Genomic DNA, 22,280 nt, shown 5'->3' with positions numbered 1-22,280 from the left:
TTACTTAAATGGCTTAATTGGTAGACCTCGAAAAACTGCACAAGTATAAATACTTATCGCAAAAGTGACATGCTCCCCCGCCATATAAGTTGTCATCCCCTGATTTGGCATCGAATATATTGCCCGTGTTGCTACCCAGTAATTCATCATTTTTGGCAGTGCCTATTTGGATGCCGGATACACCGAGTATGGTGTTTTCAACTGAATTCGGTTGGTTTAAATTGGGATAGTCAATTGTGTCGCAGATGCAATCATCGTTGGGGATGTTGTTAGTTATTGGAGTTGGTGCGGGCGTTGGTGTTGGTGCGGGCGTTGGTGTTGGTGCGGGCGTTGGTGTTGGTGTTGGTGCGGGCGTTGGTGCGGGCGTTGGTGTTGGTGTTTGTATTGGTATTGGTATTGGTATTGGTGTCACCGATGGAGTCGGTGTCACAGATGGTGTCACCGATGGAGTCGGTGTCACAGATGGTGTTGGTGTCGGTGTCGGTGTGGGAGTTAGTGCAGTATCTAGAATCAAATTAACGGCAATTGAAGGAGTAGAAGTATTACCTGCGGCATCGGTAGCTGTAGCAGTCAAGGCGTAAGTACCATCAATTAAAGGAGTCGCGGGGGTAAAACTCCAATTCCCAGTAGCATCCGCAGCAGTAGTACCCAGAACAGTTGTGCCTTGTAAAATATTAACGGTACTATTAGCTTCCGCTGTCCCCGTCAGAGTCGGAGTGCTATCGTTAGTTGCACCACTGGTAGTTATGAGAGTAGGTGTTGCCGGTGCTGCAGTATCTACAATCAAATTAACGGCAATTGAAGGAGTAGAAGTCTTACCTGTCGCATCGGTAGCTGTAGCAGTCAAGGCGTAAGTACCATCAGTTAAAGGAGTCGCGGGGGTAAAACTCCAATTCCCAGTAGCATCCGCAGCAGTAGTACCCAGAACAGTTGTACCTTGTAAAATATTAACGGTACTATTAGCTTCCGCTGTCCCCGTCAGAGTGGGAGTATTATCGTTAGTTGCACCACTGGTAGTTGTGAGAGTAGGTACTGTCGGTGCTGCAGTATTTACAATCAAATTAACAGCAGTTGAAGGAGTAGAAGTATTACCTGTCGCGTCGGTGGCTGTGGCAGTAAAGGGGTAATTGCCATCAGCTAAAGCTGTTGTGGGAGTAAAACTCCAGTTACCTAAAGCATCTACAATCGCAGTACCCAGAACAGTTGTGCCTTGTAAAATACTAACGGTACTATTGGGTTCCGCTTTCCCTACCAACGTTGGAGTGCTATCGTTAGTTGTGCCACTGGTAGTTGTGAAAGTAGGTGTTGCCGGTGCGGTAGTATCTACTATCAAATTAACAGCAGTTGAAGGAGTAGAAGTATTACCTGTCGCGTCGGTGGCTGTGGCAGTAAAGGGGTAATTGCCATCAGCTAAAGCTGTTGTGGGAGTAAAACTCCAGTTACCTAAAGCATCTACAATCGCAGTACCCAGAACAGTTGTGCCTTGTAAAATACTAACGGTACTATTGGGTTCCGCTTTCCCTACCAACGTTGGAGTGCTATCGTTAGTTGTGCCACTGGTAGTTGTGAAAGTAGGTACTGCCGGTGCTACTGCATCTACTATCAAATTAACGGTAGTTGAAGGAGTAGAAGTATTACCCGCGGCATCGGTAGCTGTAGCAGTAAAGGCGTAAGTAGCATCAGCTAAAGCTGTTGTGGGAGTAAAACTCCAGTTACCTAAAGCATCTACAATCGCAGTACCCAGAACAGTTGTGCCTTGTAAAATACTAACGGTACTATTGGGTTCCGCTTTCCCTACCAACGTTGGAGTGCTATCGTTAGTTGTGCCACTGGTAGTTGTGAAGATGGGTGCGTTGGGGGCAACAGCATCTATTAATATGCCTGTGGTGCTGGCGTTGGTGAAGGTGAGAATAGCGTTAGCATTGTTGGCATTTTTAATGGTAGAAGCGGCGGGTAAACTTAAGGCTGTGCCAAGTGTGATGCCGTCAGTATCTAGGTTGCCGGTAACAACACTGTAGCGGAAATTGTGGGTGGTGGCTGATGCTCCATTACCATTAAGAATAGCGTTGACAGTACCGCCAGTATTTAGGGTAATGGGTAAGTTGGCAGCGTTGGTGATGGTGACTGCTTCGTTGAAGGTAACGGTAAAGTCGAGGTTTTCTCCTGCTACATAGGTTTTGTTCGCGGGTATGCTGACATTGGTGATGGTAGGTGCAGGGTTTACGGTGATGGTGAAAGGTAGGCTGGTGGAGGTATCGACTCCGCCGTTAGCAGTGCCACCGCTATCTTGCACTTGCACATTAAAGGTGGAGGTACCAGAGGCGGTGGCGGCGGGGGTGTAGGTGAGGTTGCCGCTTGCATCTACTGCTGGCGCTGTGGCAAATAAGCCAGGGGTGCCGATGCTGCTAACTGTGTAAGTGGCAGTTTGAGTGGCTTCATCGGTTCCCCCACCAGGGCTGAAGGTAGCCCAATTTGTGATGGTTTGCGCCCCTGGATTTTGATTGACTGTGGTTGGGTTGGTGGCGGTGAAACTCGGAATGTCGTTGACGGGATTAACGGTGACAGTAAATGGTTTAGTTACAGTGCCAGTATCCGCATCTGTGACGGTGACGCTGATGTTAGCAGTGCCGTTAGCGTTGGCTATGGGGGTGTATTTGAGGGTAGCTGTGCCATCATTGTTGTTAGTAATGGTGGGCGTACCAGTTAAGGTCGTGTTATCGGAAATGGCTGTGATATTGAGGGCGTTAGTTGCGGTTTCGATATCACTTATGCCTGTGAGAGTAATAGTTTGTTCGGCTGCGTCTTCATTAATTGCAGTTGGGTTAGTGATGGTGTCGAGGAGGGGTACATTGTTAACTGTTGATGCTAATGTGTAGTAGCCATCATTGAGCAAGCTGGTATCAATACCGTTAAAAATTACTTGGTCGCCACTGATGGTAGCATTGTCGGTAGTGAAGGTAGCAATTTTGTTAACAAGAGCGAAATTACCTGTTGTGCCAGAGCGATACAATAAACGATATTTCCCAGTAGGAGTACCACCTAATCCAGTGTCGGAAAAGTCGAAGGTGAGGTTGGCTGTTCCACCAGCAGTGCCGATGTCAGTTTTATCGAGATACCACACGCGAGACAAACGATTATTTGCACCAGTGGGAAGGTCTGTTGTGACATTGGTAGCATTGGCTGTTTCTATTTGACCGGCAAGTAGATAGTCGCCGTTATCTTGCAGGAATGTGCCATTATCAATGATTAAACCGCCTGTGGTGTTACCAGAAATGTTGCTGCCATTGGCTTCTTTGCCAATGCCTGCTACATTCCAGTCGTAGTCACTACCGACATTATCGCCGACATATTTATCGTTACCATTAGTGAGACCGTATTTGGCACTTAGGTAATTGTTAACGATGGTTGATTCTGCATCATTGAGAGCGCGGTTGTAACTAATTACTTCTGCTACGCTCCCGTTGTAAAAATTAGCGCTGCCAGGATGGTTTACGTATAGACTTTGACCTGCGAGGTTAAAAGTGGAAGCAGTGGCATCCGATGCAATGCTTGTACCATTTCTCTCTATTCTTTGTCCAACACCTTGTTCTGAGCGAAAATGCCATTCATAAGGAGTGTTTGTAGTGCCACCCCATGCTGGACTTAGCCTTCCTCCAGCAGCAATATTACCCATGTCCCAGTATACGTTAGAATCACTCCAAGGTAGATGAACGATATATCGGTTTGTGGCGCCGGGATAACCGCTGTTCCCGATAACGGCACTTTGGTTAGCGGCTTGAGTATTTGCCACAATAAATAGGGATGTGGAAGTAGTGGCAAAAGTAGCAGGTAAAGTTGGAGTTTGTAAGTTTTTTGCTGTGCCATTAAAACTGACAACTGGTTGTCCGTTGATAGCGTTAATCGTGAAGGTGGGCTGGCTGCCGGCTATTGCTTGTGTTGCGTTTAATCCTACGCCAGACTGATCTGCCCAACTGCTGACAGTAGTAGTAGCGGTGACACCTTTATCACCTCGCAACCACCACTGTAGTTCGCTGGTTCCATTGGTGGAACCGATGCCTCCAGGGCCATTGCCTAAAATACCACTGTAAGCGGCTGTGACTTCTGGAGAAAATGCTAAAGCCGCTTGAATTTTACCGATGATAAATTCTAAGTTCCAGTTTCCTCCTAATTTGGCATTTCCTGTGAGAGTAGTGGATGCTGCAACATTGGCTTTCGTTAATTTACTGAGGCGTTTAACGAAGGCTTTTCCTTGCTCAGTTTGGGCAACATTACATCCGTAGAGGAGAATATCTGCGTTAGCTTTTAAGGCTTTACCCCATTGTTTGACGGTGGCTTCGTGGGTTTCTAGGGTTGTTTCGTTGAGGGGAGAGTTACCCAGAAATAGAGTGCCGTCGCTACCATGAGAAACAATGTGAATGGATGATAATTCTTGGGTTGAGGCTAAGGCGTTTGTAATTTGATCGATGCCGCTGAAACTTTCATTTAAAATGACAATTTTAGCGCCATCAATGCCTTCAATTAGGCTTTGATGCTCCTGCACAGAGGAGTCAACGAAAATTATTTGATTGTTCACAGTAGATGACCTGATGTTTTTTGTAACCTACCCATAGCTTAACAAAATCATGTAGGTCTGTTACCCCTTAGCGAAAACTTTACAATTGTTAAAAGTATAAAATTTAAGCACAATATCTGCAATTTGTCAATAGCTAAAACTAACAAATTTACCTAATGCTTTTCCTTACTATCCCTATTATCGACTCAACCACGCGATCGCTTCTCGAATCCAATCTTCCGCATTACCTTTCTTTAACAAACTCGGATCTTGACTAAGAGCCTGTAATGCCTGCCATTACCTCCGCCCCAGTATACCCTAAAGCGAGTAAAGTCATCTCAACTTCTTCTTGAATAACTGAACTGACTCCCGCAGGTACAGATGTTGACAAACCCTCTTGATTCCGCCATTCTGATAGTTTAGTTCTCAGTTCCAAAGCAAGGCGTTCGGCAGTTTTGCTCCCAACACCGGGAGTTTTGGCCAAGATGCGGGTATTACCGCCTACTATAGCTTGAACTAAGTCTTGCAATCCCAGAGTTTCCAAAAGTGCGATCGCGAGTTGTGCTCCAATACCGCTAACACTTACTAATTGTCGAAATAAATCTCGTTCCGCACCGGAAATAAAACCATACAATACCATTTGTTCTTCCTTGACTTGTTGGTGAGTTAATCCTCCGGGTGCGTCGCTGCGAGATATTGGATAAAACTTGCAGTGTGGTGTTAATCCTCCGGGTGCGTCGCTGCGAGATATTGGATAAAACTTGCAGATTGACGGGTGGCGACGCACCAAACAGCAGGCGATCGCAAGATTGTGTGTACTAGATATACATGGAATATGCTGTAATTTAGATATCCCTCAGAGGGTGTGGGTATAAGGGTATATTTTTTAGAAGAATTTTATTTGCTATTTTGCCAGACAGCATTAAGGTTGACGATATCTTTACAATCTAGACATCGCCCTTGTTAATTACTTTGGAATTTTTACCGCAGATGGCGGCTGATATAGGCGGATGGACGCTTCGGAGTGTTGGTTTGTATTTAAAGGCGATCGCCTTTTTGGTATTTTGTGTACTTAAGGGCGATCGCACTTTTGTTGATTCCTTGAATCTGCCGCAAATTTCGGATATTTATTTGCCAAAACGCCCCCGAATGCGATCGACAAACATATCAACTTCCGGCAACTTCATCTGACTGACAAACACCGCAAAAACTGCTAACCCCGCGAAACTTGCCACACTCAACTGCACTAATTGAATTACCAAACCTTCAGTACCCAAAACTCTTTGACAGCCTTGCAGAGTAGCCAAGGTAACGAAAGCAGTTAGAAAACTGCCAGAAGTTAACCCCAGAAAAGGCAAACTCCACTCCCGCCAAGGCAGGCCGCCCAGCTTTTTATCTAATAAGTACAAAAGCATAACCATCGAAAGAAGATTCACTCCCACCGTCGCCAAAACTAATCCGGGCGCGCCATAAGCTCCTACTAACAAATAATCCAGCAATCCGTTAAAAAAGATATTGATAATACTGACGCGAAAAGGGGTTTCTCCGTCTCCCAAAGCGTAAAATACCCGCACCACAACGTCGCGTCCCAAATACACAAACATTCCTATACTGTAAGCCATCAATATCGGCGTGACAAACTCCGAGGCTGACCGATCGAAAGCATAGCGTTCGTAAACAACGCGGACGATCGGCCCGGCAAGTGTTACCATTAAAGCGCTCAGGGGCAGCATCGTAATCCCCGTCAAAACTAAAGATTGACGAATTTTATGTTTTAATTCCGGCCAGTCTTTGGGTTCGGTGAGGCGAGAAAATATCGGCAAAAATGGTACTAAAATTACATTAGAAATGATGCCTAAAGGAGTCATAACTAACAAGCCGCTGTAACCCATCGCAGAGGCAGCTTGAGGGATGTAGGATGCGAAAAATAGGTCAGTATAGACATTAATTTGCAGCATTCCCGAGGATAAGGTAGCAGGAACCATCACCTTAATTACTTCTTGCACTCCGGGGCGTTTAAAATTAAACCGCAAGCGCAATGTTCCCAAGCCTGCTCGCCACTGCGTCGCTAGTTGCACCAACCACTGCAAAACTGCTCCCGCTAAAGTTCCCCAAGCTAACACTAAGCCGCCTGCTAGTGCGTATTCTGGCTGAATAATTTTGTCTCCGAGTTGCAGTGCGAGAATCCCCAAACCGCCGACAAGTGCAACGCTGGAAAATAAAGGGCTAATCGAAGGCAACCAGTACATATCGGCAGCGTTGAGAGTGCCGAAACCAATGCCGATTAAGCCTGAAAGTAATGCCATCGGCGCCATAATCCGAAATTGCTGGACGGCAATTGCTTTGATTTCTAAACCTTCTGCTGTTCTATTTAATCCCGGTGCTACCAAATCGATCAGCGGATCGGCAAAAATAATTAAAGCCACTGTCACCAACAGCAACAAGCCGCCAACTAAAGTAGTGATAGTCTCGACTAAGGGCGCTGCTTCTTTTTTGTCGCGGCGGGCTAAAACGCTGACTATGGCGCTGTGAAATGGCCCGTTAATCCCTCCGAGCAAAATAAATAAGAAACCGGGGATGACGTAGGCGTAGTTGTAGGCATCGACGGCGACACCGACTCCAAAGGCTGCGGCGATCGCAATTTGGCGCACCAATCCAAAGACTTTGCTAATCAGAGTGGCGACTGCGACAATGCCGGCAATGCCTGCTAGGGAACGAGAGGGCTTCTGTAATTCTGACACAAATAGTTACAAACGCTAGTGCTAAAAGGCTTCACTAAGTTTAATAGCAAATCGGGAAAATGATAACATGAATTCAGAAAATTTCTATTCCCAATTACCTTTACTGGACAATTTTATCAAGATTACCGATTTGGGTAATTTTGTTGACGTACCTGATGATTGGTACATTGTTGTCACAGATATTCGCGGTTCTACCAAAGCGATTGAAGCTGGAAAATACAAAGAAGTTAACTTATTGGGGGCTTGTTCGATCGTTGCTGTTTTGAATGTAGCGGGCAAAATTGAAATTCCCTTTGTCTTTGGCGGCGACGGCGCTACTCTGTTAGTGGGGCGATCGCTTTTACCCGCTGCTAAGATTGCTTTGCTGGCCACTCAACAAATGGCTAAAACTGAATTTGACATGGAGTTGCGAGTTGGGGCCGTGCCGGTTAAAGTTGTGGTAGCAGCTAATTTCCAGGTTAAAATAGCTAAGTTTAAAGTTTCGGAAAATTACAGCCAAGCTATTTTTAGTGGCGGCGGATTAACTTATGCTACTGAACTTATTAAAGACCCTGTTGCTGGTAAGATTTACAGTATTAAAAATAATGGCATTTCTGCAACAGCCGATTTTTCTGGATTGGAGTGTCGGTGGCAGGATATTCCCAGCAAGTTCGGGGAAATAGTCACGCTGCTGGTAATGGTGCGAGAAGATTTTGGTCAGCAGAGCCATCAATTTTATAGAAAAATTATCAAAAAAATTGAATACATTTACGGCAAGGAAAATTCTTTAAATCCAATCGATCGTGAAAATCTTAAATTGACATTGAATAGCGCAAAGCTGATTAAAGAAACTCTAGTTAGGGCGAGCAGTGCTAGTTGGTTAGACCGCCAGATGTATTTATCAAAAATACAGTTAGAGACGGCGGTTGGTTCGCTGTTAATGAATTTGAAAGTTAAGACAGAAGAGTTAGATTGGGGAGTTTATAAAGATATTGCGATCGCAGCTACGGATTACCGCAAATTTGATGATATGTTGAGAATGGTAATTTCGGGCAATGAGTGGCGGCGAAAAAAATTGACGCGGTACTTGGAAAGGAATTACCGCGAAGGCAAGCTGGTTTACGGTTTGCACGTTGCTGACAGAGCGTTGATGACTTGTTTGGTGTTTGAACGCAGCGGCCAACAAGTGCATTTTATAGACGGTGCTGATGGTGGTTATGCTTTAGCGGCGAAGGATATGAAACAAAGAATGAATCAATAAGTAAGCCTACCTAAACTAAAAACCGTCGTTTCGTGCTATCATGCCTCAAGCTAAAATCTAAAATCTAAAATCTAAAATCTAAAATCTAAAATCGAATGACCGTGCTGAAACTTTATCACAATCCGCTCTCTACTAACAGTCGCCGCGTCTGGATTGCCTTGCTGGAAAAAGAAATAGAGTTTGAATTAGTGGCGCTAAAATTAAACGGCGATCAATTTCAGCCTGATTTTTTGGCAATTAGTCCTTTTCACCACGTCCCTGTTTTAGCTGATGGGGATTTTCATGTCATAGAAACGCTGGCAATTCTTGATTATCTGGAAGCTAAGTATCCTGCGCCCGCCCTGCTACCGGAGGATGAAGGAGAAAGGGCGATCGTCCGCATGGTACAAATGGTGACAGTGAACGAATTGGCGCCGGCAATGAGTCCTTTGGTACGCCAGACTTTCGGCGGCGAAGCAGACCCGCAGCAGTTGGAGAAAGCACAGCAACAAGTAGCTACGGTACTGGGGTTATTTGAGGGTTGGTTGGGCGATCGACCTTTTTTTGGTAGCAGCAGTGGCATTACCCTCGCCGATGTTGTAGCGGGAGTTTCCGTGCCTTGGCTGCCCAGTTTGGGCATATCTTTGGACGAATATCCCAATTTAAATGCTTGGCCGGAACGCTTAAATCCCCCCGATTCTTGGCAAAAAACTCAAGCTAGTCCCGAATTGGTAGAAGCTTTTAAAGCGCAAATGAAACAGTTGATGAAATACCGACAAAAGCAACCTTTGAATGATGAAATGATGTAAAAAAATAAAAAATTTAACTCACGACAAAACTTAGGCAAGTAGCAGATTGAAACAGGTTTGTAGTTGCGCTTCAGCGCTGAAGCGCAACTACAAACATACTAAAATATCAAAATCTAATGAGTGACTTAATTTACAAATATCCTCCTCTTTTGCCCGGAATTCTCATCAAGCGGTACAAGCGATTTTTCGCAGAAATCGAACTAGCTTCTGGAGAAATCATCACCGCGCACTGTGCGAATACTGGCCCGATGACTGGTGTTTGCATTCCCGGAAATCCCGTGCTGGTATCTAGCAGCAACAATCCCAAACGCAAATTGGCTTATACTTGGGAATTAATTAAACTGTGCGACACCGAACCAACTTGGGTGGGAGTTAATACGGGTTTGCCGAATCGAGTAATTAAGTTAGCTTTGGAATTAGGCTTGTTTCCCGAGTTGGGCAATTACAGTTTAATTCAACCGGAGGTTATTTACGGAACTGATAAAAAAAGTAGAGTTGATTTTTTGCTGACTGGTGAGGAAAAACCGATTTTTCTGGAAGTTAAAAATACAACTTGGGCAAAAGAGGAGTTGGCTTTATTTCCCGATACAGTGACGGAGAGAGGACAGAAACATTTGAGAGAATTGATGGAAGTGGTGCGGCAGGGTTCGAGGGCTGTAATGCTGTATTTTATTAATCGCGGGGATTGTACTGATTTTGCTCCCGGGGATAGTGCCGATCGCCTTTACGGAGAATTGTTCAGACAGGCTAGGAGTGAAGGTGTAGAGGTTTTGCCTTGTCGGTTTGACGTGACGCCAGAAGGTGTTCGGTATTTGGGGTTAGCAAAACTGGATTTAAGTCAACCCACCTAATACTCAGATTCCAGACTTACTTAAGAATTGGGGAATCTAACAGCGCTCGCATTTAATGTTTCGCTTACAATTACACTATGTAGCATCTAATAAAAAAGAGCGATCGCACTATGGGAATGACCCTGACCGAAAAAATCTTAGCCAAAGCATCAGGCCGCACTAAAGTCGAGCCCGGAGAAAACATCTGGGTAGAAACAGATGTGTTGATGACCCACGATGTCTGCGGCCCCGGCACCATCGGCGTTTTCAAACGCGAATTCGGCGAGAATGCTAAAGTCTGGAATCCCGACAGCATCGTCCTAATTCCCGACCACTACATTTTCACCAACGACGAACGCGCTAACCGCAACGTCGATATTCTCCGCGATTTTGCCAAAGAACAAGGGATAAAATACTTTTACGACATCACGGATCGATCGGACTTCAAAGCAAATCCCGACTACAAAGGAGTTTGCCACATCGCCCTAGCCCAAGAAGGCCACACGCGGCCCGGCGAAGTGCTCTTCGGCACAGATTCCCACACCTGCAATGCCGGCGCTTTCGGACAATTTGCCACCGGTATCGGCAATACAGACGCGGCTTTTATCATGGGAACCGGCAAACTGTTAATCAAAGTTCCGGCAACCATGCGCTTTGTACTCAACGGCGAACTGCCGGATTATTTGTTAGCAAAAGACCTAATTTTGCAGATTATTGGCGATATTAGCGTTGCCGGTGCTAACTACCGGACAATGGAGTTTGCTGGCGATACAGTTGAGCGTTTGACGATGGAAGAACGGATGACGCTGTGCAATATGGTGATTGAAGCTGGTGGTAAAAACGGCACGGTTGCGCCCGACAAAACTACGTTTGATTACGTTACTTCGCGGACTGACAAACCCTTCGATTCATTTTACAGCGATGGGGATGCTAAATTTTATAGCGATCGCACCTACGATGTCACCAAATTAGAACCAGTCGTCGCCAAACCGCACTCCCCCGACAACCGCGAGTTGGCACGGAATTGCCGCGATGTCAAGATCGATCGAGTTTACATCGGTTCATGCACCGGCGGCAAAACCTCGGACTTTCTGAATGCCGCCCGAATTCTCAAAGGAAATCAAGTCAAAGTCCCGACGTATTTAGTACCGGCAACTCAGAAAGTTTACGAAGATTTGTTTGTCACAAAATACGACGGTCAAACACTTTCGGAAATCTTCTTAGGTGCCGGCTGCATCGAACCTGCCGCGCCTTCTTGCGCCGCTTGTTTGGGCGGCCCGAAAGATACTTTCGGGCGGATGAACGAACCGGAAATTTGCGTGTCTACAACTAACCGCAATTTCCCCGGCCGGATGGGGAATAAAGAAGCGCAAGTTTATCTAGCTTCCCCTTACACGGCGGCCGCGTCTGCCCTGACTGGGTATGTCACCGATCCGCGCGAATTCCTGGGTTAGATAGTTGCTTTTTACCAGTTGTAGGGTGCGTCAGACTTTCACTCTAGAATTTATCGAGGGTTTCGGATATGACGCACCTTATATTATGTTCGATCGATTAGTCTCGATCTGGGCGGGGGCGGGTTTATTGTATTGTCGATTCTAGGCGATTATTGTCGCTGAACTCGCCCCTACAAGACATGGAATTAGATCGTAACCGATCGATTCATCTTAAATTAAATGAACAAGCTAGGTGAGATTTGAAAATAATCACCGAGTGCCTTAGCTTGTGCTTTGCTAATGGATCGCTTGCCGTTCACAACTTCAGATACTACGCCGCTAGATCCGATGATACCTACCAAGTCTGCTTGGCGGGTGTCGCTGGATTCCATGATATGTTGCAAAATCTCATGAGGTTCGGATTTGTCTATCGGATAGTTTTCTGTCTCGTAAACTTCTATCAAAGTGACTAACAACTTGTATAAAACTTTCTCCTCTGGAGTGAGGTTTTTAGCAAATGTTAGCCTTTCTGCAACTGCCAGGAGGCGATCGTATTCTTCTTCAGTTTCGATCGCCTTGGGAGCAATTTCTGCGAGTAAGTTGCTGTAAGTCGTTCGGTCAAAAGTAAGGGTCATTTTTCCATTTTTCTTTGTCGTATTCAGAGTGGGTTAGGAAATATTTGTAGAAAACAGTTTGGTTCTCATAGTTAATCCCAACAATCAGGCGATAGTCGTTGCCTTTGATATTAAAGACGGTAAAGTTTCCTACTGCTTCGGCATCCCGATAAATTTTGCGAACATCCTCCAAGTTCTGCCATTCCGCTTTGTTGACAGTTTCTTTCCAAATCTCAATTTGGTTTTTGACATCCGGGTACTCAGCAGCATCATTACGGAGGTTGCGGAACGAAATTAGGTGCATTTGTTTTTAGCTTTTTGGTGGTTTTGTATTGCATCTCTTTCGCTTCCCTAACGTGGCTTATTCCATCACTTTATACAGGACTTACTCACCGATTTTATCTATAGCAATCCTAAATGAGTCGTAAACTTTTTACCCCACTCCAACCCTCCCCTTGGTAAGGGGAGGGAGTAAGAAATTCACAAATGATTTAGGATTGCTATATAGAGCGATCGCTGTCCACCAGAACTCTAAAGGTGATGTAAAAGTTCGGTTATGCAGCGTAATACCAAATCCGGGTTAGGCATCCCCTTTATTGTCATTGCGAGGGAAGCGAAGCAATCGCTTGCGTCTCTGCGATTGCTTTGCTTCCCTCGCAATGACGGAATATTTATAACAGGGGTGGTAAACTCGGATTTCGTATAAGTCCTGTTTGTATACTTATACTCTCATTTTGAGAGGAAGATGTCAAGGGTCGATCGGGTAAACATTTTTTAAGCCGCGTAGGTGAGTTGTGTTTGTGCAGCCGAGGGTGAAAATCCCATAGATAGATTTATTCAGCCCTAAGTTACCGAAAGACATTCGATCGCCCTTTAATCCCACAAAATTTCAAAACTCATGACAGCTCACAATATTTCTCGCAAAATTGCTACCACATTTGCTTTAATTGCTATTACCATATCATGCAGTTCAACTAAGACAGTAAATCAAGCACAGAAGAAAGCAGAAAAGCCGCAGCCACAGATTGCTTACGGCGATTTAATCGTTGACCCTGAATCAGAATATATTATGATTCCAGTTATTCTATCTGGTGTTGAAAAAGAATCTAGACGCGATCCTATCTCATCAAAATTATTTTCTGGAAAATCAAGCGGCAGCGGTACGATCGGTTACAATATGATTTTTTATAACAAAACTAACGGAAAATCTAATATTTTATTAAACAGAAAAGCCTTAATATCTAAATTTGAATATTTGCTAGGTAAAAAAAAGCCAGACAATCCCAGCAATCAAAATGGACAAACAAATCAACCGAAGCAAAATTCCTCAAAAAAAGTATCCAGCAAGCCTCAGAATCAATTGCTGTTGTTTCACATCATAGATAGCGACACAAATGCTGATGGCAAACTTGACGATGCAGACGCGATCGTTGGATATTTATCTAAGTTGGGAGGAAAATCGCTTCAGGCAATCACTCCGCCCGATACCCAGTTAATGAGTTGGGTATTTGATGAGAAGAGTGGCGCAATTTTTATTACAATTAGAAAAGACTCCGATGGCGATCGCAAATTTACCGAAAAAGATGATATCGATTTTGTCCGAGTTAGTGTCACCAAACCCAATGTTGGCAAAGAGATAATCGACGGTAAAAATCGGGAAGAATTGCAAAAAATTATGCTTAATTCAAAGTAAACATCAGCTTTGTACTGAAAATGACTGGATTGTAGGCTATTGTCCGCGCTATCTTTGGGGGGATATTTTTCAACTTATCTCGCAGCATCGAGAATTGGTTCGCGTAGAAGTCGATCGCCTCAACCAACCCCCAACGCCGCTAAAGTTCCGCTTGCTGTGCAAGATGACCGCCGATTGGCGAGACTTTCGCCCCTTCTCCAGTCCGATGTACCAGCCGGTTAGCAGTGATGTTTTAGCTGCAAGTGCGATCGGGTAATCAGCAAAACTAAGTAAAATTATCATCACAAAATGAGGGAATAACTCAAGTTAATTATTCTGAATTGAATACAGAAGATTGCACAATTTATACAAATAATTAGCTAAGTGTTGACATTTTTACCACAAAGGAGTAACTTTAATATAATTTATTGATTCCAAATTTCGCAGTTTCAGTTAAGCCCATACAATTTATGAAAATTAGAGCTACACATTGCTAATGCTTTCCATTAGTATTCTTGCGCTGCAGGAAACAAATTTGAGTTCTACTTTTTAGAAGTAAAATTTAATCTGGGTGCGAAATTGACCGATCGTAAACTTCAGATAGAGTGTGAGTATGAACAAAAAAATAAAGATTGGGGTTGCTGAAGCTCTGGGTACTTTTGTGTTGGTATTAGGTGGATGTGGCAGTGCGGTTTTAGCTGGAGACAAAATCGGCTTTTTGGGAGTTTCGATCGCCTTTGGTCTGTCCCTCTTAATCATGGTTTATACGCTCGGGCCTATCTCTGGATGCCACATTAATCCGGCGGTAAGCATCGGTTTAGTAGTTGCCAAACTGATCGATGCTGTTTTGCTTCCTTATTATATAGGAGGTCAGATTTTAGGGGGAATTTTAGGCGGTCTTGTTTTGTATATGATAGCATCAGGAAAGCCGGGTTTTGATGCGGCGACTTCGGGATTTGCGTCTAACGGTTTTGCAGAACATTCTCCCACTGGTTACGGACTTTTGGCAGCAGCTTTAACGGAAGTTGTACTGACTGCTTTTCTGTTATTTACAATCATGGGCACTACCCATCCCAATTATCCCGTCGGTTTGGGCGGAATTCCGATCGGCTTGATGCTGGTGTTGATTCACTTAATCGGAATTCCCGTAACCAATACTTCAGTTAACCCGGCTAGAAGTATCGGTGTGGCACTTTTTCAAGGCGGATGGGCAATCCAACAGTTGTGGGCGTTTATTGTATTCCCAGTGATTGGTGGAATTCTCGGCGTTTTGGCTTATAATTTCATTAAACCGACTCTGGAAGAAATTTGATCTAGAATCAGAAATAAACCGGGTTTCTTGAATTTTTTATGGTGGTAAGATTCATCCGGCAACTTAAGAAACCCGGTTTGTCGATCGCACAACTCGATTAAATTACAAGTATTTCGGTAAATAGGTGGCATGATTACGATCGTGATGGGAGTCTCCGGTTCGGGGAAAACTACTGTTGGCAAGTTGCTGGCGCAATCTCTCAATTGGGATTTCAGCGATGCCGACGATTTTCACTCGCCAGCCAACATCGAAAAAATGAGTTTGGGCATTCCTTTAGAAGATGCCGATCGCCTTCCTTGGCTGTTACAATTACAAGCTGCAATAGACTGGTGGCTTTGGGAAAATAGAAATGTGGTTTTAGCTTGTTCTGCTTTAAAAGCATCTTACCGCGAAATGCTCTGCCGAAACGAGCAGCGGATAAAAATAGTTTATCTTAAAGGTTCTTTTGAGCTATTCGCAGCCCGGTTAAAAAATCGCGAAAATCACTACATGAAAGCAGACTTGCTGTCAAGTCAGTTCGATACTCTCGAAGAACCAGAAGATGCAATTATTATAGATGCTTCGCAGCCGCTAGAAATAATCCTGCGCGAAATTAGAAATCATCTCAAATCCGGTGGTATTGGAATTATTTAGTGCGAGCGTCTGATATGTGTTAATGGCCCCCAAATAAAATTTGTTTGTAGTGAGGACTTTAGTTTTCATAAAACTTTGAGGTTTTGCGTGCTAATTTTTGTACAGATACAAGAAAGCTTCTACTTCAGCGGCGGTTGGTTGAGCAGCAATTGCCCCGGGTTTCATCGCTGTCATCGCACCCACCGCGCTCGCATAAGTTACAATTTTTTTTGCTATTTCTGGATCTGCTAAATTCTTAATTCCATGCTTGCACAACTGCCGCACAAAACCAGCCACAAACCCGTCCCCGGCACCTGTTGTATCCTCAACATCTATTGCAAAGACGGGGATTTTTCCTTCATTTTCCGAGAGACAATAAGCGCAACCTTTCTCGCCAGCAGTTACCAAAACTCCTTCTACGGAATCGAGGCGGTAGGTAATAGCTCCAGCGTCGGTTGTTGCAAACAACCATTCGGCTTCTTCGTCAGATAACTTGACAAAATCAACGTTTTTTAAGAGTTCTATAATGCGCGCTTTTGCTTCGTCTGGATCTGGCCAAAACACCGGACGCCAATTGATGTCAAGTATAATTTTAACATCGTACTGTTCTGCTAGTTCGATCGCTCTTTTTATCGCCTCTCGACTTTCAGGATAAGCTAATTCTAAAGTGCCTAGCACTAAAAATTCGGCATTTTCAAACAGCACCTCGGGTAATTGTGCAGCGAGGAGGTGGGTGTCGGCAAAATCCGCAGTATGAAATTCGCCAAAACCAGCAAAAGTTCGATCGCCCGCTTGATTCCGCAAGACATAAACTTGCCGCGTCGGCGCACTCGGATGGCGCTGCACTCCAGCGATATCAACCCCTACTTCTTGCAATACCTGCACTAGGGAATTCCCCAATTCATCCCCCCCTACAGCACCGATAAATCCCGCCGCCGTCCCCAATTTAGCCAAAGCACAGGCCACATTAGCAGGAGCACCGCCGGGATATGCCGTCCAAGATTCTACCTCTTCTAGAGATACTCCTGGTTTGTCTGCTAAACAATCAAATAAAATTTCACCCAGACACAGAACGCGAGGATAAGTCATATGAATTTTTGATGTTAGATTATAGATTTTAGACCAGGAGTAGACAGGTTAATAATTATTTTTAACCCATCCCAGAAAAATTGCAAGGTATTTTTTAATGGCTGCTCCTATAATATCAGACCTACTGATACTGACAGTTACTTCCTCAACGCACAAGTGCAGTGCGGGCGTATCATTAGTTTGACGTGCAAACACCTGCGGTTTTTTGGGCCCGGATGTCAGATGCGCGCCGGTAAAACGAGCATCCGCCACCCGACGCGCCTGCAGTGCAAGTGGCTGCGCGCGCTTTGTCGGCGCTGGGTTTGCACTCCTTGCGATTCTCCAAGCGAGTTGGTGCTTGACGGCCAAGAGGAGCAGCAGCAAATTTAATTTTCTCTTCATACTCGATCCGTCATCCTTTAGAATTGTAGATAGGTAAATATGCACACATAGGAAAAATTTATGAGCGGGAGCGTCTCTGGGACCCCTGTCACCCTGTCGGACAGAGAATTGCAAGTGGTAGAGTTAGTAGCGACGGGATTGACTAATGAGAAAATTGCCGAAAAGTTAGAGATTAGCAAGCGTACAGTTGACAACCACATTAGCAATATCTTGAACAAGACGCCCGCTGACAATCGAGTTACGCTGGTGCGGTGGGCGTTGCAGTGGGGGAAGGTATGTTTGGACGATATTAACTGCTGCGCTCTACCGAGGCCGATCGATAAAGAAGTATCTTAAATAGGGGTTATGGTTGGGGACAGGCAAAGAAATGATGCAAACGGCACAAGAAAAACAACTCCGCTATCAAATTCAATGCCCTGGATTGCCGCTGGCGGTGTATCGCGAAGTGGCAGCCCATTTGCGTCAAGTTGAAGGGGTGGAAACCGGTTTAATTCCGCAGCAGTCGCAGCGGTTTGATTACAGCGACAGCCAAGTTGGGGGTTTGTGGATACAGTATCCTGAAGGGTTCGATTTGGTCGATCGCGAGCGAGTCGATCGCATTTTGGCTTATTATGGCGATCGTTACGGAGCTTGGGAATTATTAAGTCATTAGTTATGGGGAATTGTTAGGTGTTGACTGTTGACTGTTAACTGTTAACTGTTGACTAACAACTAATAACCGTTAACTAATAACTAATGACTACGGACTAATGACTACGGACTAATGACTAACAAAATGAGTGAAATTCAAACTTTACCTGGAACGTGGGATATTTTGCCCGCTGAAATTCAATACTGGCAAAATATAGAAGAAGTCGCTAGAACAATTTTGAAAAAAGCGGCTTATCGAGAAATTCGGACACCAATTTTTGAACGGACATCTTTATTTGAACGCGGCATCGGCGAAGCTACCGATGTTGTGGGTAAGGAAATGTACACTTTTAAAGATAAGGGCGATCGTTCGACTACTTTGCGTCCAGAAGGCACCGCCGGAGTAGTGCGAGCTTTTATTCAAAACAGTTTGTACGCGGCGGGAGACGTGCAGCGTCTGTGGTATGCGGGGCCGATGTTTCGCTACGAAGGCACGCAAGAAGGAAGACAGCGGCAGTTCAATCAAATTGGCGTGGAAGTCTTGGGGAGTGCGAGTCCTCGTGCGGATGTCGAGGTAATTGCGATCGCCTGCGACATCCTGCAAACCCTCGGTTTAAAAAATTTGCGCCTGGATATTAATTCTGTCGGAAATAAGCAAGACCGACAAAATTACCGACAAGCTTTGATCGATTATTTTACACCGCACAAAGACGAATTAGATACAGATTCTCAAGACCGCTTGACTCGAAACCCGCTGCGGATATTGGACAGCAAAAATCAGCGTACTCAAGAAATTGTAGCTGGTGCGCCGAGTATTTTGGACTATTTGGGAGAGGAATCGCGATCGCACTTCGAGCAAGTGCAGCAAATGCTCACAAATTTAGGAATTAGCTATCAGTTAAATCCCAGATTAGTGCGCGGTTTAGATTACTATACCAACACCGCATTTGAAATTATCTCCGACGATTTGGGAGCGCAATCAACAGTTTGCGGAGGCGGCCGCTACGACGGTTTAGTAAAGGAATTGGGCGGCCCAGATACGGCGGCCGTCGGTTGGGCACTGGGTATCGAAAGGTTGATTATCCTGCTGCAAAAGTTGCAACCTTTGCCCGCGCCGAAGTTAGATTTCTATTTGGTATCCAGGGGCGAAAAAGCAGAACAGCAATCGGTATTTTTAGCTCAAAAATTGCGAAGTGCCGGGTTTAGTGTAGAGATAGATTTGAGTGGTAGCCCCTTCAAGAAACAGTTTAAAAGAGCCGACAGAAGCGGTGCTGTTGGGTGTTTAGTTTTGGGAGATGCGGAAGCTGAAAGTGAGACTGTACAATTGAAGTGGTTGGCGAGTGGTGAACAAAGTGCGATCGCCCAATCAGAACTGCTAGCCATGACCACCGAACTACAGCAGAAGATTAACAACCCTTAGAACTCTCGGTTTTAGCCCAGTCTAGATCCCCCTAAATCCCCCTTAAAAAGGGGGACTTTGAATTCCAATCCTCTCGTTACCAGGCTCTGCCCGGTAACGCAGATCCAGAGGCTCTGCCTCGTCATTAAGGCATTAACATGAATCCCAAAAACCCAAAGATATAATTTAAACATTAAAACATTTAACCTCTGATAAACTATGTCTGTAGCAACTAAAAATCCTGAAACAAAACTCACAATCACCTGGCCGCTACTGCCAGAAGATTTTCAACTACCAGACGACCCCGTGGAAGACGAAAGCCAACCATTATTCGCCGCCGCTTTGCGCCAACCGCTAACAGGATTTCCTGAATTAATGCAGGATGCCTTAGTTGTTTCTAACTTTGCCCTGTGTGCCGGCATAAGTTTCCCAGCATCAACCAGCGACGAACAGCGCATTATCTGCAAAGCACCAGATTGGATGTACGTGAAACCCGTCAATCCAAAAAATGTCTCTCAAGTACGCCGCAGTTACACGCCACACACAGAAGGAACCATCCCCCAAATCGTGATGGAATTTCTTTCAGAAACCTATGGAGAAGAATACTCGGTAGAGTTTACCTCGCGGGTGGGAAAGTGGTATTTTTACGAGCAAGTAATCAAAGTCCCTAGATACGTCATATTCCGAGCAAAAACCGCTCATTTAGAAGTTTACGCTTTAGAATTAGAGCGTTACAACTTGCAAAAACCCGATGAAAACGGACGTTATTGGATACCGGGATTAGACTTGTTTTTAGGAATGTGGGAAGGAACGCACGAAGGGAGAACAGGCTGTTGGTTGAGGTGGTGGGATGCAGAAGGCGAGTTGTTGCTTTGGTCTGAGGAAAGAGTAGAACAAGAACGCCAGCGGGGCGATCGCGAAAAACTCCGCGCTGAAAGATTGGCCGAAAAACTGCGTCAAGCCGGGATCGAGTTAGACGATGAAGAGTGAAATATCGATTGATTAGTCGAATTCGATCGCGTTTTGGTATGATGGCACTCTCGTGGTGCGGGCATCCAGCCCGCCCTTGCGTCACTTTGCACTCCTATGTTAATCGAACGTCTCCAGCCGATCGCCTGGACAAAAAAAACGCGACTCATCTCCTTATTTTCCGGTTGCGGTGGCATGGATTTGCCATTCCACCAAGCCGGATTTGAGGTAGTTTGGGCGATCGACTCCAATCCATACGCCTGCAAAACATTCCGCAGAAACATCGCCGATGTCATCATCAACGACAGCATAGAAAATATAGACATTGCACAAGTTCCCGAAGCTGAAATATGTATAGGAGGCTTCCCTTGTCAAGATTTCTCCCTAATTTGGAAGCGGCCCGGACTTGAAGGAACTAGAGGCAATTTATATACATACTTCCTCGATTTTGTCAACAAAAAAAAGCCCAAAGCTTTTGTAGCAGAAAATGTAAAAGGCTTATTAAGTGCAAATAATTATCAAGCAATAAAACAAATAATTTCTGACTTTGAAAGTATTGCACCAGGCTACTTAGTTAAACCTAAACTCTACAACTTTGCTGATTACGGAGTTCCCCAATTTCGCCAAAGAGTTTTATTAGTTGGCATTCGGATGGATACAGGATTTAACTTTGTGCATCCTCAGCCAAAATACGGTATAAATCGCAAAAATCCTTATCGAACTGCGGGCGAAGCACTCAAAAATGTAGAAACAGTTCTTGACAATAACAAACATCATAAAATTCATTCCCGCACCGTTGAAATTTTGAATCGAATTAAACCGGGAGGCAATTTTTCGGATATTCCCAAGGACAGTCCATACTATGTAAAAGGTATGATCAGTCACGTTTATCGGCGAATTCATCCAGATAAACCATCATCGACAATCATTGCTGGTGGAGGTGGCGGAACTTGGGGTTATCATTATTTAGAACCGCGTTCTTTGACAAATCGTGAAAGGGCAAGATTGCAAACATTTCCCGATGATTTTGTTTTTGAAGGTTCTACGACTGAAGTACGGCGGCAGATTGGGAATGCCGTGCCGCCGGAGGGAATTGCGGCTGTTGTTGAGGCTTTAATTCCGCTATTTAAGGGGGATTATACCCAAGTTGATTTATATGAAATGAGTAAAAAGTTGCAGGGTATGTCAATTCAGGAACGATTAAAATGGGCTGAATTAGAGGTGTCCGAGCAGAGTTTACAGTTAATTTGAAAGTGTGATATAATCAAGATACCTAAGTCAGACGAAGCTTAAATCTTATGTCTAATTCAGGTTATAGATGTTTTTATTTATCGATGTGTGTAACATTAATCATTACGCGCGTGAACAAAAACTTAACGACAGGAAAACCCTCTAGAAACACACCTCATTACGAGTATCCTCAAGACATACCTGAGTGCTATGCGGATATCGTAGAGGAACTGCGGACTCAGGCTCAAGATGTTCGATCGATCCATATTGGAAAACCCAGTGGTCGTAATGCTGCGGCTGCCAAACTAGAACTCGCAATGGGTAGAGTTTATAGCGAAAAAGCTACCAGCAAGAAAAAGCCTCTCAATATTCCAGGCCTAGACAATGGGCCAAAGTTGTGTTTTCCCCAAAGGATTGACAGAGCAGCAGCCTCTGAAAATTACAACGAAAAACACGCTGAGTACAAGCTCTTCAATGCACTTGCAGCAGAGTTGGAACGAGATAGTGTACCTTCTGAGGCGATAGGAAGGCTTTACATTTACACAGAGATATGTGTTCGGGCTGCAACACTACCTGCGATGAAGACTTTGCTAGGCCGTTCCCCAACATTGAAGTGATTATCTTCTACGAGGAGCCATATCCGTAGAAATATAGGATAAAAAGCCAGTAGAGCCAAGCAAGGCTTTTCTGGCTTTTCTGGGTAAGATATAACAATACTCCGGACAGTTTTTAAGCAGCTAAAGTACCATAAGACAAGACTGAAGGAAGGTTAGGGTGATTTAAAATCA

Annotated in this window: 21 protein-coding genes and 1 pseudogene; 14 read left to right on the top strand and 8 right to left on the bottom strand. The window is 44.7% G+C overall.

Annotated elements, in window-relative coordinates:
- Nucleotides 1-13: 13 nt before the first annotated feature.
- The 4 genes and pseudogenes from QUA02_RS29435 to murJ form a co-directional block, all read right to left on the bottom strand.
- A complete protein-coding gene (locus QUA02_RS29435; RefSeq protein ID WP_333033081.1) occupies nt 14-4,573 on the bottom strand; it encodes an Ig-like domain-containing protein in 4,560 nt (1,519 codons plus the stop codon).
- A 177-nt stretch (nt 4,574-4,750) separates the two neighbouring features.
- Nucleotides 4,751-5,219: pseudogene (gene ruvA / locus QUA02_RS29430) on the bottom strand (Holliday junction branch migration protein RuvA); the annotation flags it as partial.
- Nucleotides 5,220-5,499: 280 nt separating this feature from the next.
- On the bottom strand, nt 5,500-5,640 hold the full coding sequence (locus QUA02_RS29425; protein WP_333033079.1) for a hypothetical protein: 141 nt from the start codon (nt 5,638-5,640) through the stop codon (nt 5,500-5,502).
- Nucleotides 5,641-5,679: 39 nt separating this feature from the next.
- Entirely contained in the window at nt 5,680-7,293 is a 1,614-nt protein-coding gene (gene murJ / locus QUA02_RS29420; protein WP_333033078.1) for a murein biosynthesis integral membrane protein MurJ, read from the bottom strand.
- A gap of 67 nt (nt 7,294-7,360) precedes the next feature.
- On the opposite strand from murJ, the gene QUA02_RS29415 reads away from it, so the two are divergent.
- The 4 genes from QUA02_RS29415 to QUA02_RS29400 all read left to right on the top strand — a co-directional run bounded on the left by QUA02_RS29415 (nt 7,361) and on the right by QUA02_RS29400 (nt 11,605).
- The gene (locus tag QUA02_RS29415; RefSeq protein WP_333033077.1) at nt 7,361-8,533 is read left to right on the top strand and encodes a DUF3095 domain-containing protein; all 1,173 of its coding nucleotides are present in this window, start codon (nt 7,361-7,363) and stop codon (nt 8,531-8,533) included.
- 95 nt (nt 8,534-8,628) lie between these two features.
- On the top strand, nt 8,629-9,321 hold the full coding sequence (locus QUA02_RS29410; protein ID WP_333033076.1) for a glutathione S-transferase family protein: 693 nt from the start codon (nt 8,629-8,631) through the stop codon (nt 9,319-9,321).
- A gap of 116 nt (nt 9,322-9,437) precedes the next feature.
- Nucleotides 9,438-10,172, top strand: coding sequence for a DNA/RNA nuclease SfsA (gene sfsA / locus QUA02_RS29405; RefSeq protein WP_333033075.1), 735 nt, complete (start codon nt 9,438-9,440; stop codon nt 10,170-10,172).
- A 110-nt stretch (nt 10,173-10,282) separates the two neighbouring features.
- The gene (locus tag QUA02_RS29400) at nt 10,283-11,605 is read left to right on the top strand and encodes a 3-isopropylmalate dehydratase large subunit (RefSeq protein ID WP_333033074.1); all 1,323 of its coding nucleotides are present in this window, start codon (nt 10,283-10,285) and stop codon (nt 11,603-11,605) included.
- Between the two features lie 215 nt (nt 11,606-11,820).
- Here QUA02_RS29400 and QUA02_RS29395 read toward each other — a convergent pair whose 3' ends face one another.
- Nucleotides 11,821-12,219: a helix-turn-helix domain-containing protein gene (locus tag QUA02_RS29395; protein ID WP_172192286.1), complete on the bottom strand. Its 399-nt coding sequence runs from the start codon at nt 12,217-12,219 to the stop codon at nt 11,821-11,823.
- Complete coding sequence (locus QUA02_RS29390; RefSeq protein WP_333033073.1) at nt 12,203-12,502, bottom strand: type II toxin-antitoxin system HigB family toxin; 300 nt, start codon at nt 12,500-12,502, stop codon at nt 12,203-12,205. Before QUA02_RS29390 ends, QUA02_RS29395 begins: the two co-directional genes overlap by 17 nt.
- Nucleotides 12,503-13,096: 594 nt before the next feature.
- Between QUA02_RS29390 and QUA02_RS29385 the strand changes: the two genes are divergently transcribed.
- The 4 genes from QUA02_RS29385 to QUA02_RS29370 all read left to right on the top strand — a co-directional run bounded on the left by QUA02_RS29385 (nt 13,097) and on the right by QUA02_RS29370 (nt 15,815).
- Nucleotides 13,097-13,891 carry a hypothetical protein gene (locus QUA02_RS29385; RefSeq protein ID WP_333033072.1) on the top strand — a complete coding sequence of 265 codons (795 nt, stop codon included), beginning with the start codon at nt 13,097-13,099 and terminating at the stop codon, nt 13,889-13,891.
- A 94-nt stretch (nt 13,892-13,985) separates the two neighbouring features.
- Nucleotides 13,986-14,147 (top strand): hypothetical protein, encoded by a 162-nt coding sequence (locus QUA02_RS29380; protein ID WP_333033071.1) that lies wholly within the window; start codon nt 13,986-13,988, stop codon nt 14,145-14,147.
- Nucleotides 14,148-14,483: 336 nt separating this feature from the next.
- Nucleotides 14,484-15,182 (top strand): aquaporin Z, encoded by a 699-nt coding sequence (gene aqpZ, locus QUA02_RS29375; RefSeq protein WP_333033070.1) that lies wholly within the window; start codon nt 14,484-14,486, stop codon nt 15,180-15,182.
- A gap of 129 nt (nt 15,183-15,311) precedes the next feature.
- Nucleotides 15,312-15,815: a gluconokinase gene (locus QUA02_RS29370; RefSeq protein ID WP_333033069.1), complete on the top strand. Its 504-nt coding sequence runs from the start codon at nt 15,312-15,314 to the stop codon at nt 15,813-15,815.
- A 90-nt stretch (nt 15,816-15,905) separates the two neighbouring features.
- Here QUA02_RS29370 and QUA02_RS29365 read toward each other — a convergent pair whose 3' ends face one another.
- Nucleotides 15,906-16,883: a carbohydrate kinase family protein gene (locus QUA02_RS29365; RefSeq protein WP_333033068.1), complete on the bottom strand. Its 978-nt coding sequence runs from the start codon at nt 16,881-16,883 to the stop codon at nt 15,906-15,908.
- 48 nt (nt 16,884-16,931) lie between these two features.
- Nucleotides 16,932-17,264: a hypothetical protein gene (locus QUA02_RS29360; RefSeq protein WP_333033067.1), complete on the bottom strand. Its 333-nt coding sequence runs from the start codon at nt 17,262-17,264 to the stop codon at nt 16,932-16,934.
- A gap of 60 nt (nt 17,265-17,324) precedes the next feature.
- Here QUA02_RS29360 and pedR point away from each other — a divergent pair, with 60 nt between their 5' ends.
- From pedR to QUA02_RS29330, 6 genes are all read left to right on the top strand, one after another.
- Entirely contained in the window at nt 17,325-17,600 is a 276-nt protein-coding gene (pedR, locus tag QUA02_RS29355; protein ID WP_333033066.1) for a photosynthetic electron transport-dependent transcriptional regulator PedR, read from the top strand.
- 34 nt (nt 17,601-17,634) lie between these two features.
- A complete protein-coding gene (locus QUA02_RS29350; protein WP_333033083.1) occupies nt 17,635-17,916 on the top strand; it encodes a hypothetical protein in 282 nt (93 codons plus the stop codon).
- 123 nt (nt 17,917-18,039) lie between these two features.
- Nucleotides 18,040-19,314 carry a histidine--tRNA ligase gene (gene hisS, locus QUA02_RS29345; protein ID WP_333033082.1) on the top strand — a complete coding sequence of 425 codons (1,275 nt, stop codon included), beginning with the start codon at nt 18,040-18,042 and terminating at the stop codon, nt 19,312-19,314.
- Between the two features lie 198 nt (nt 19,315-19,512).
- Nucleotides 19,513-20,283 carry a Uma2 family endonuclease gene (locus tag QUA02_RS29340; RefSeq protein WP_333033065.1) on the top strand — a complete coding sequence of 257 codons (771 nt, stop codon included), beginning with the start codon at nt 19,513-19,515 and terminating at the stop codon, nt 20,281-20,283.
- Between the two features lie 96 nt (nt 20,284-20,379).
- Complete coding sequence (locus QUA02_RS29335; protein WP_333033063.1) at nt 20,380-21,513, top strand: DNA cytosine methyltransferase; 1,134 nt, start codon at nt 20,380-20,382, stop codon at nt 21,511-21,513.
- 110 nt (nt 21,514-21,623) lie between these two features.
- Nucleotides 21,624-22,109: a hypothetical protein gene (locus tag QUA02_RS29330; protein WP_333033062.1), complete on the top strand. Its 486-nt coding sequence runs from the start codon at nt 21,624-21,626 to the stop codon at nt 22,107-22,109.
- The last annotated feature ends 171 nt before the right edge of the window (nt 22,110-22,280 follow it).

The sequence above is a fragment of the Microcoleus pseudofavosus SVA1_A4 genome (genome assembly GCF_036700565.1).
Lineage (GTDB): Bacteria > Cyanobacteriota > Cyanobacteriia > Cyanobacteriales > Microcoleaceae > Microcoleus.
The sequence above is the reverse complement of the archived record's forward strand: the minus strand, read 5'-3'. Positions and strand labels throughout refer to the sequence as shown.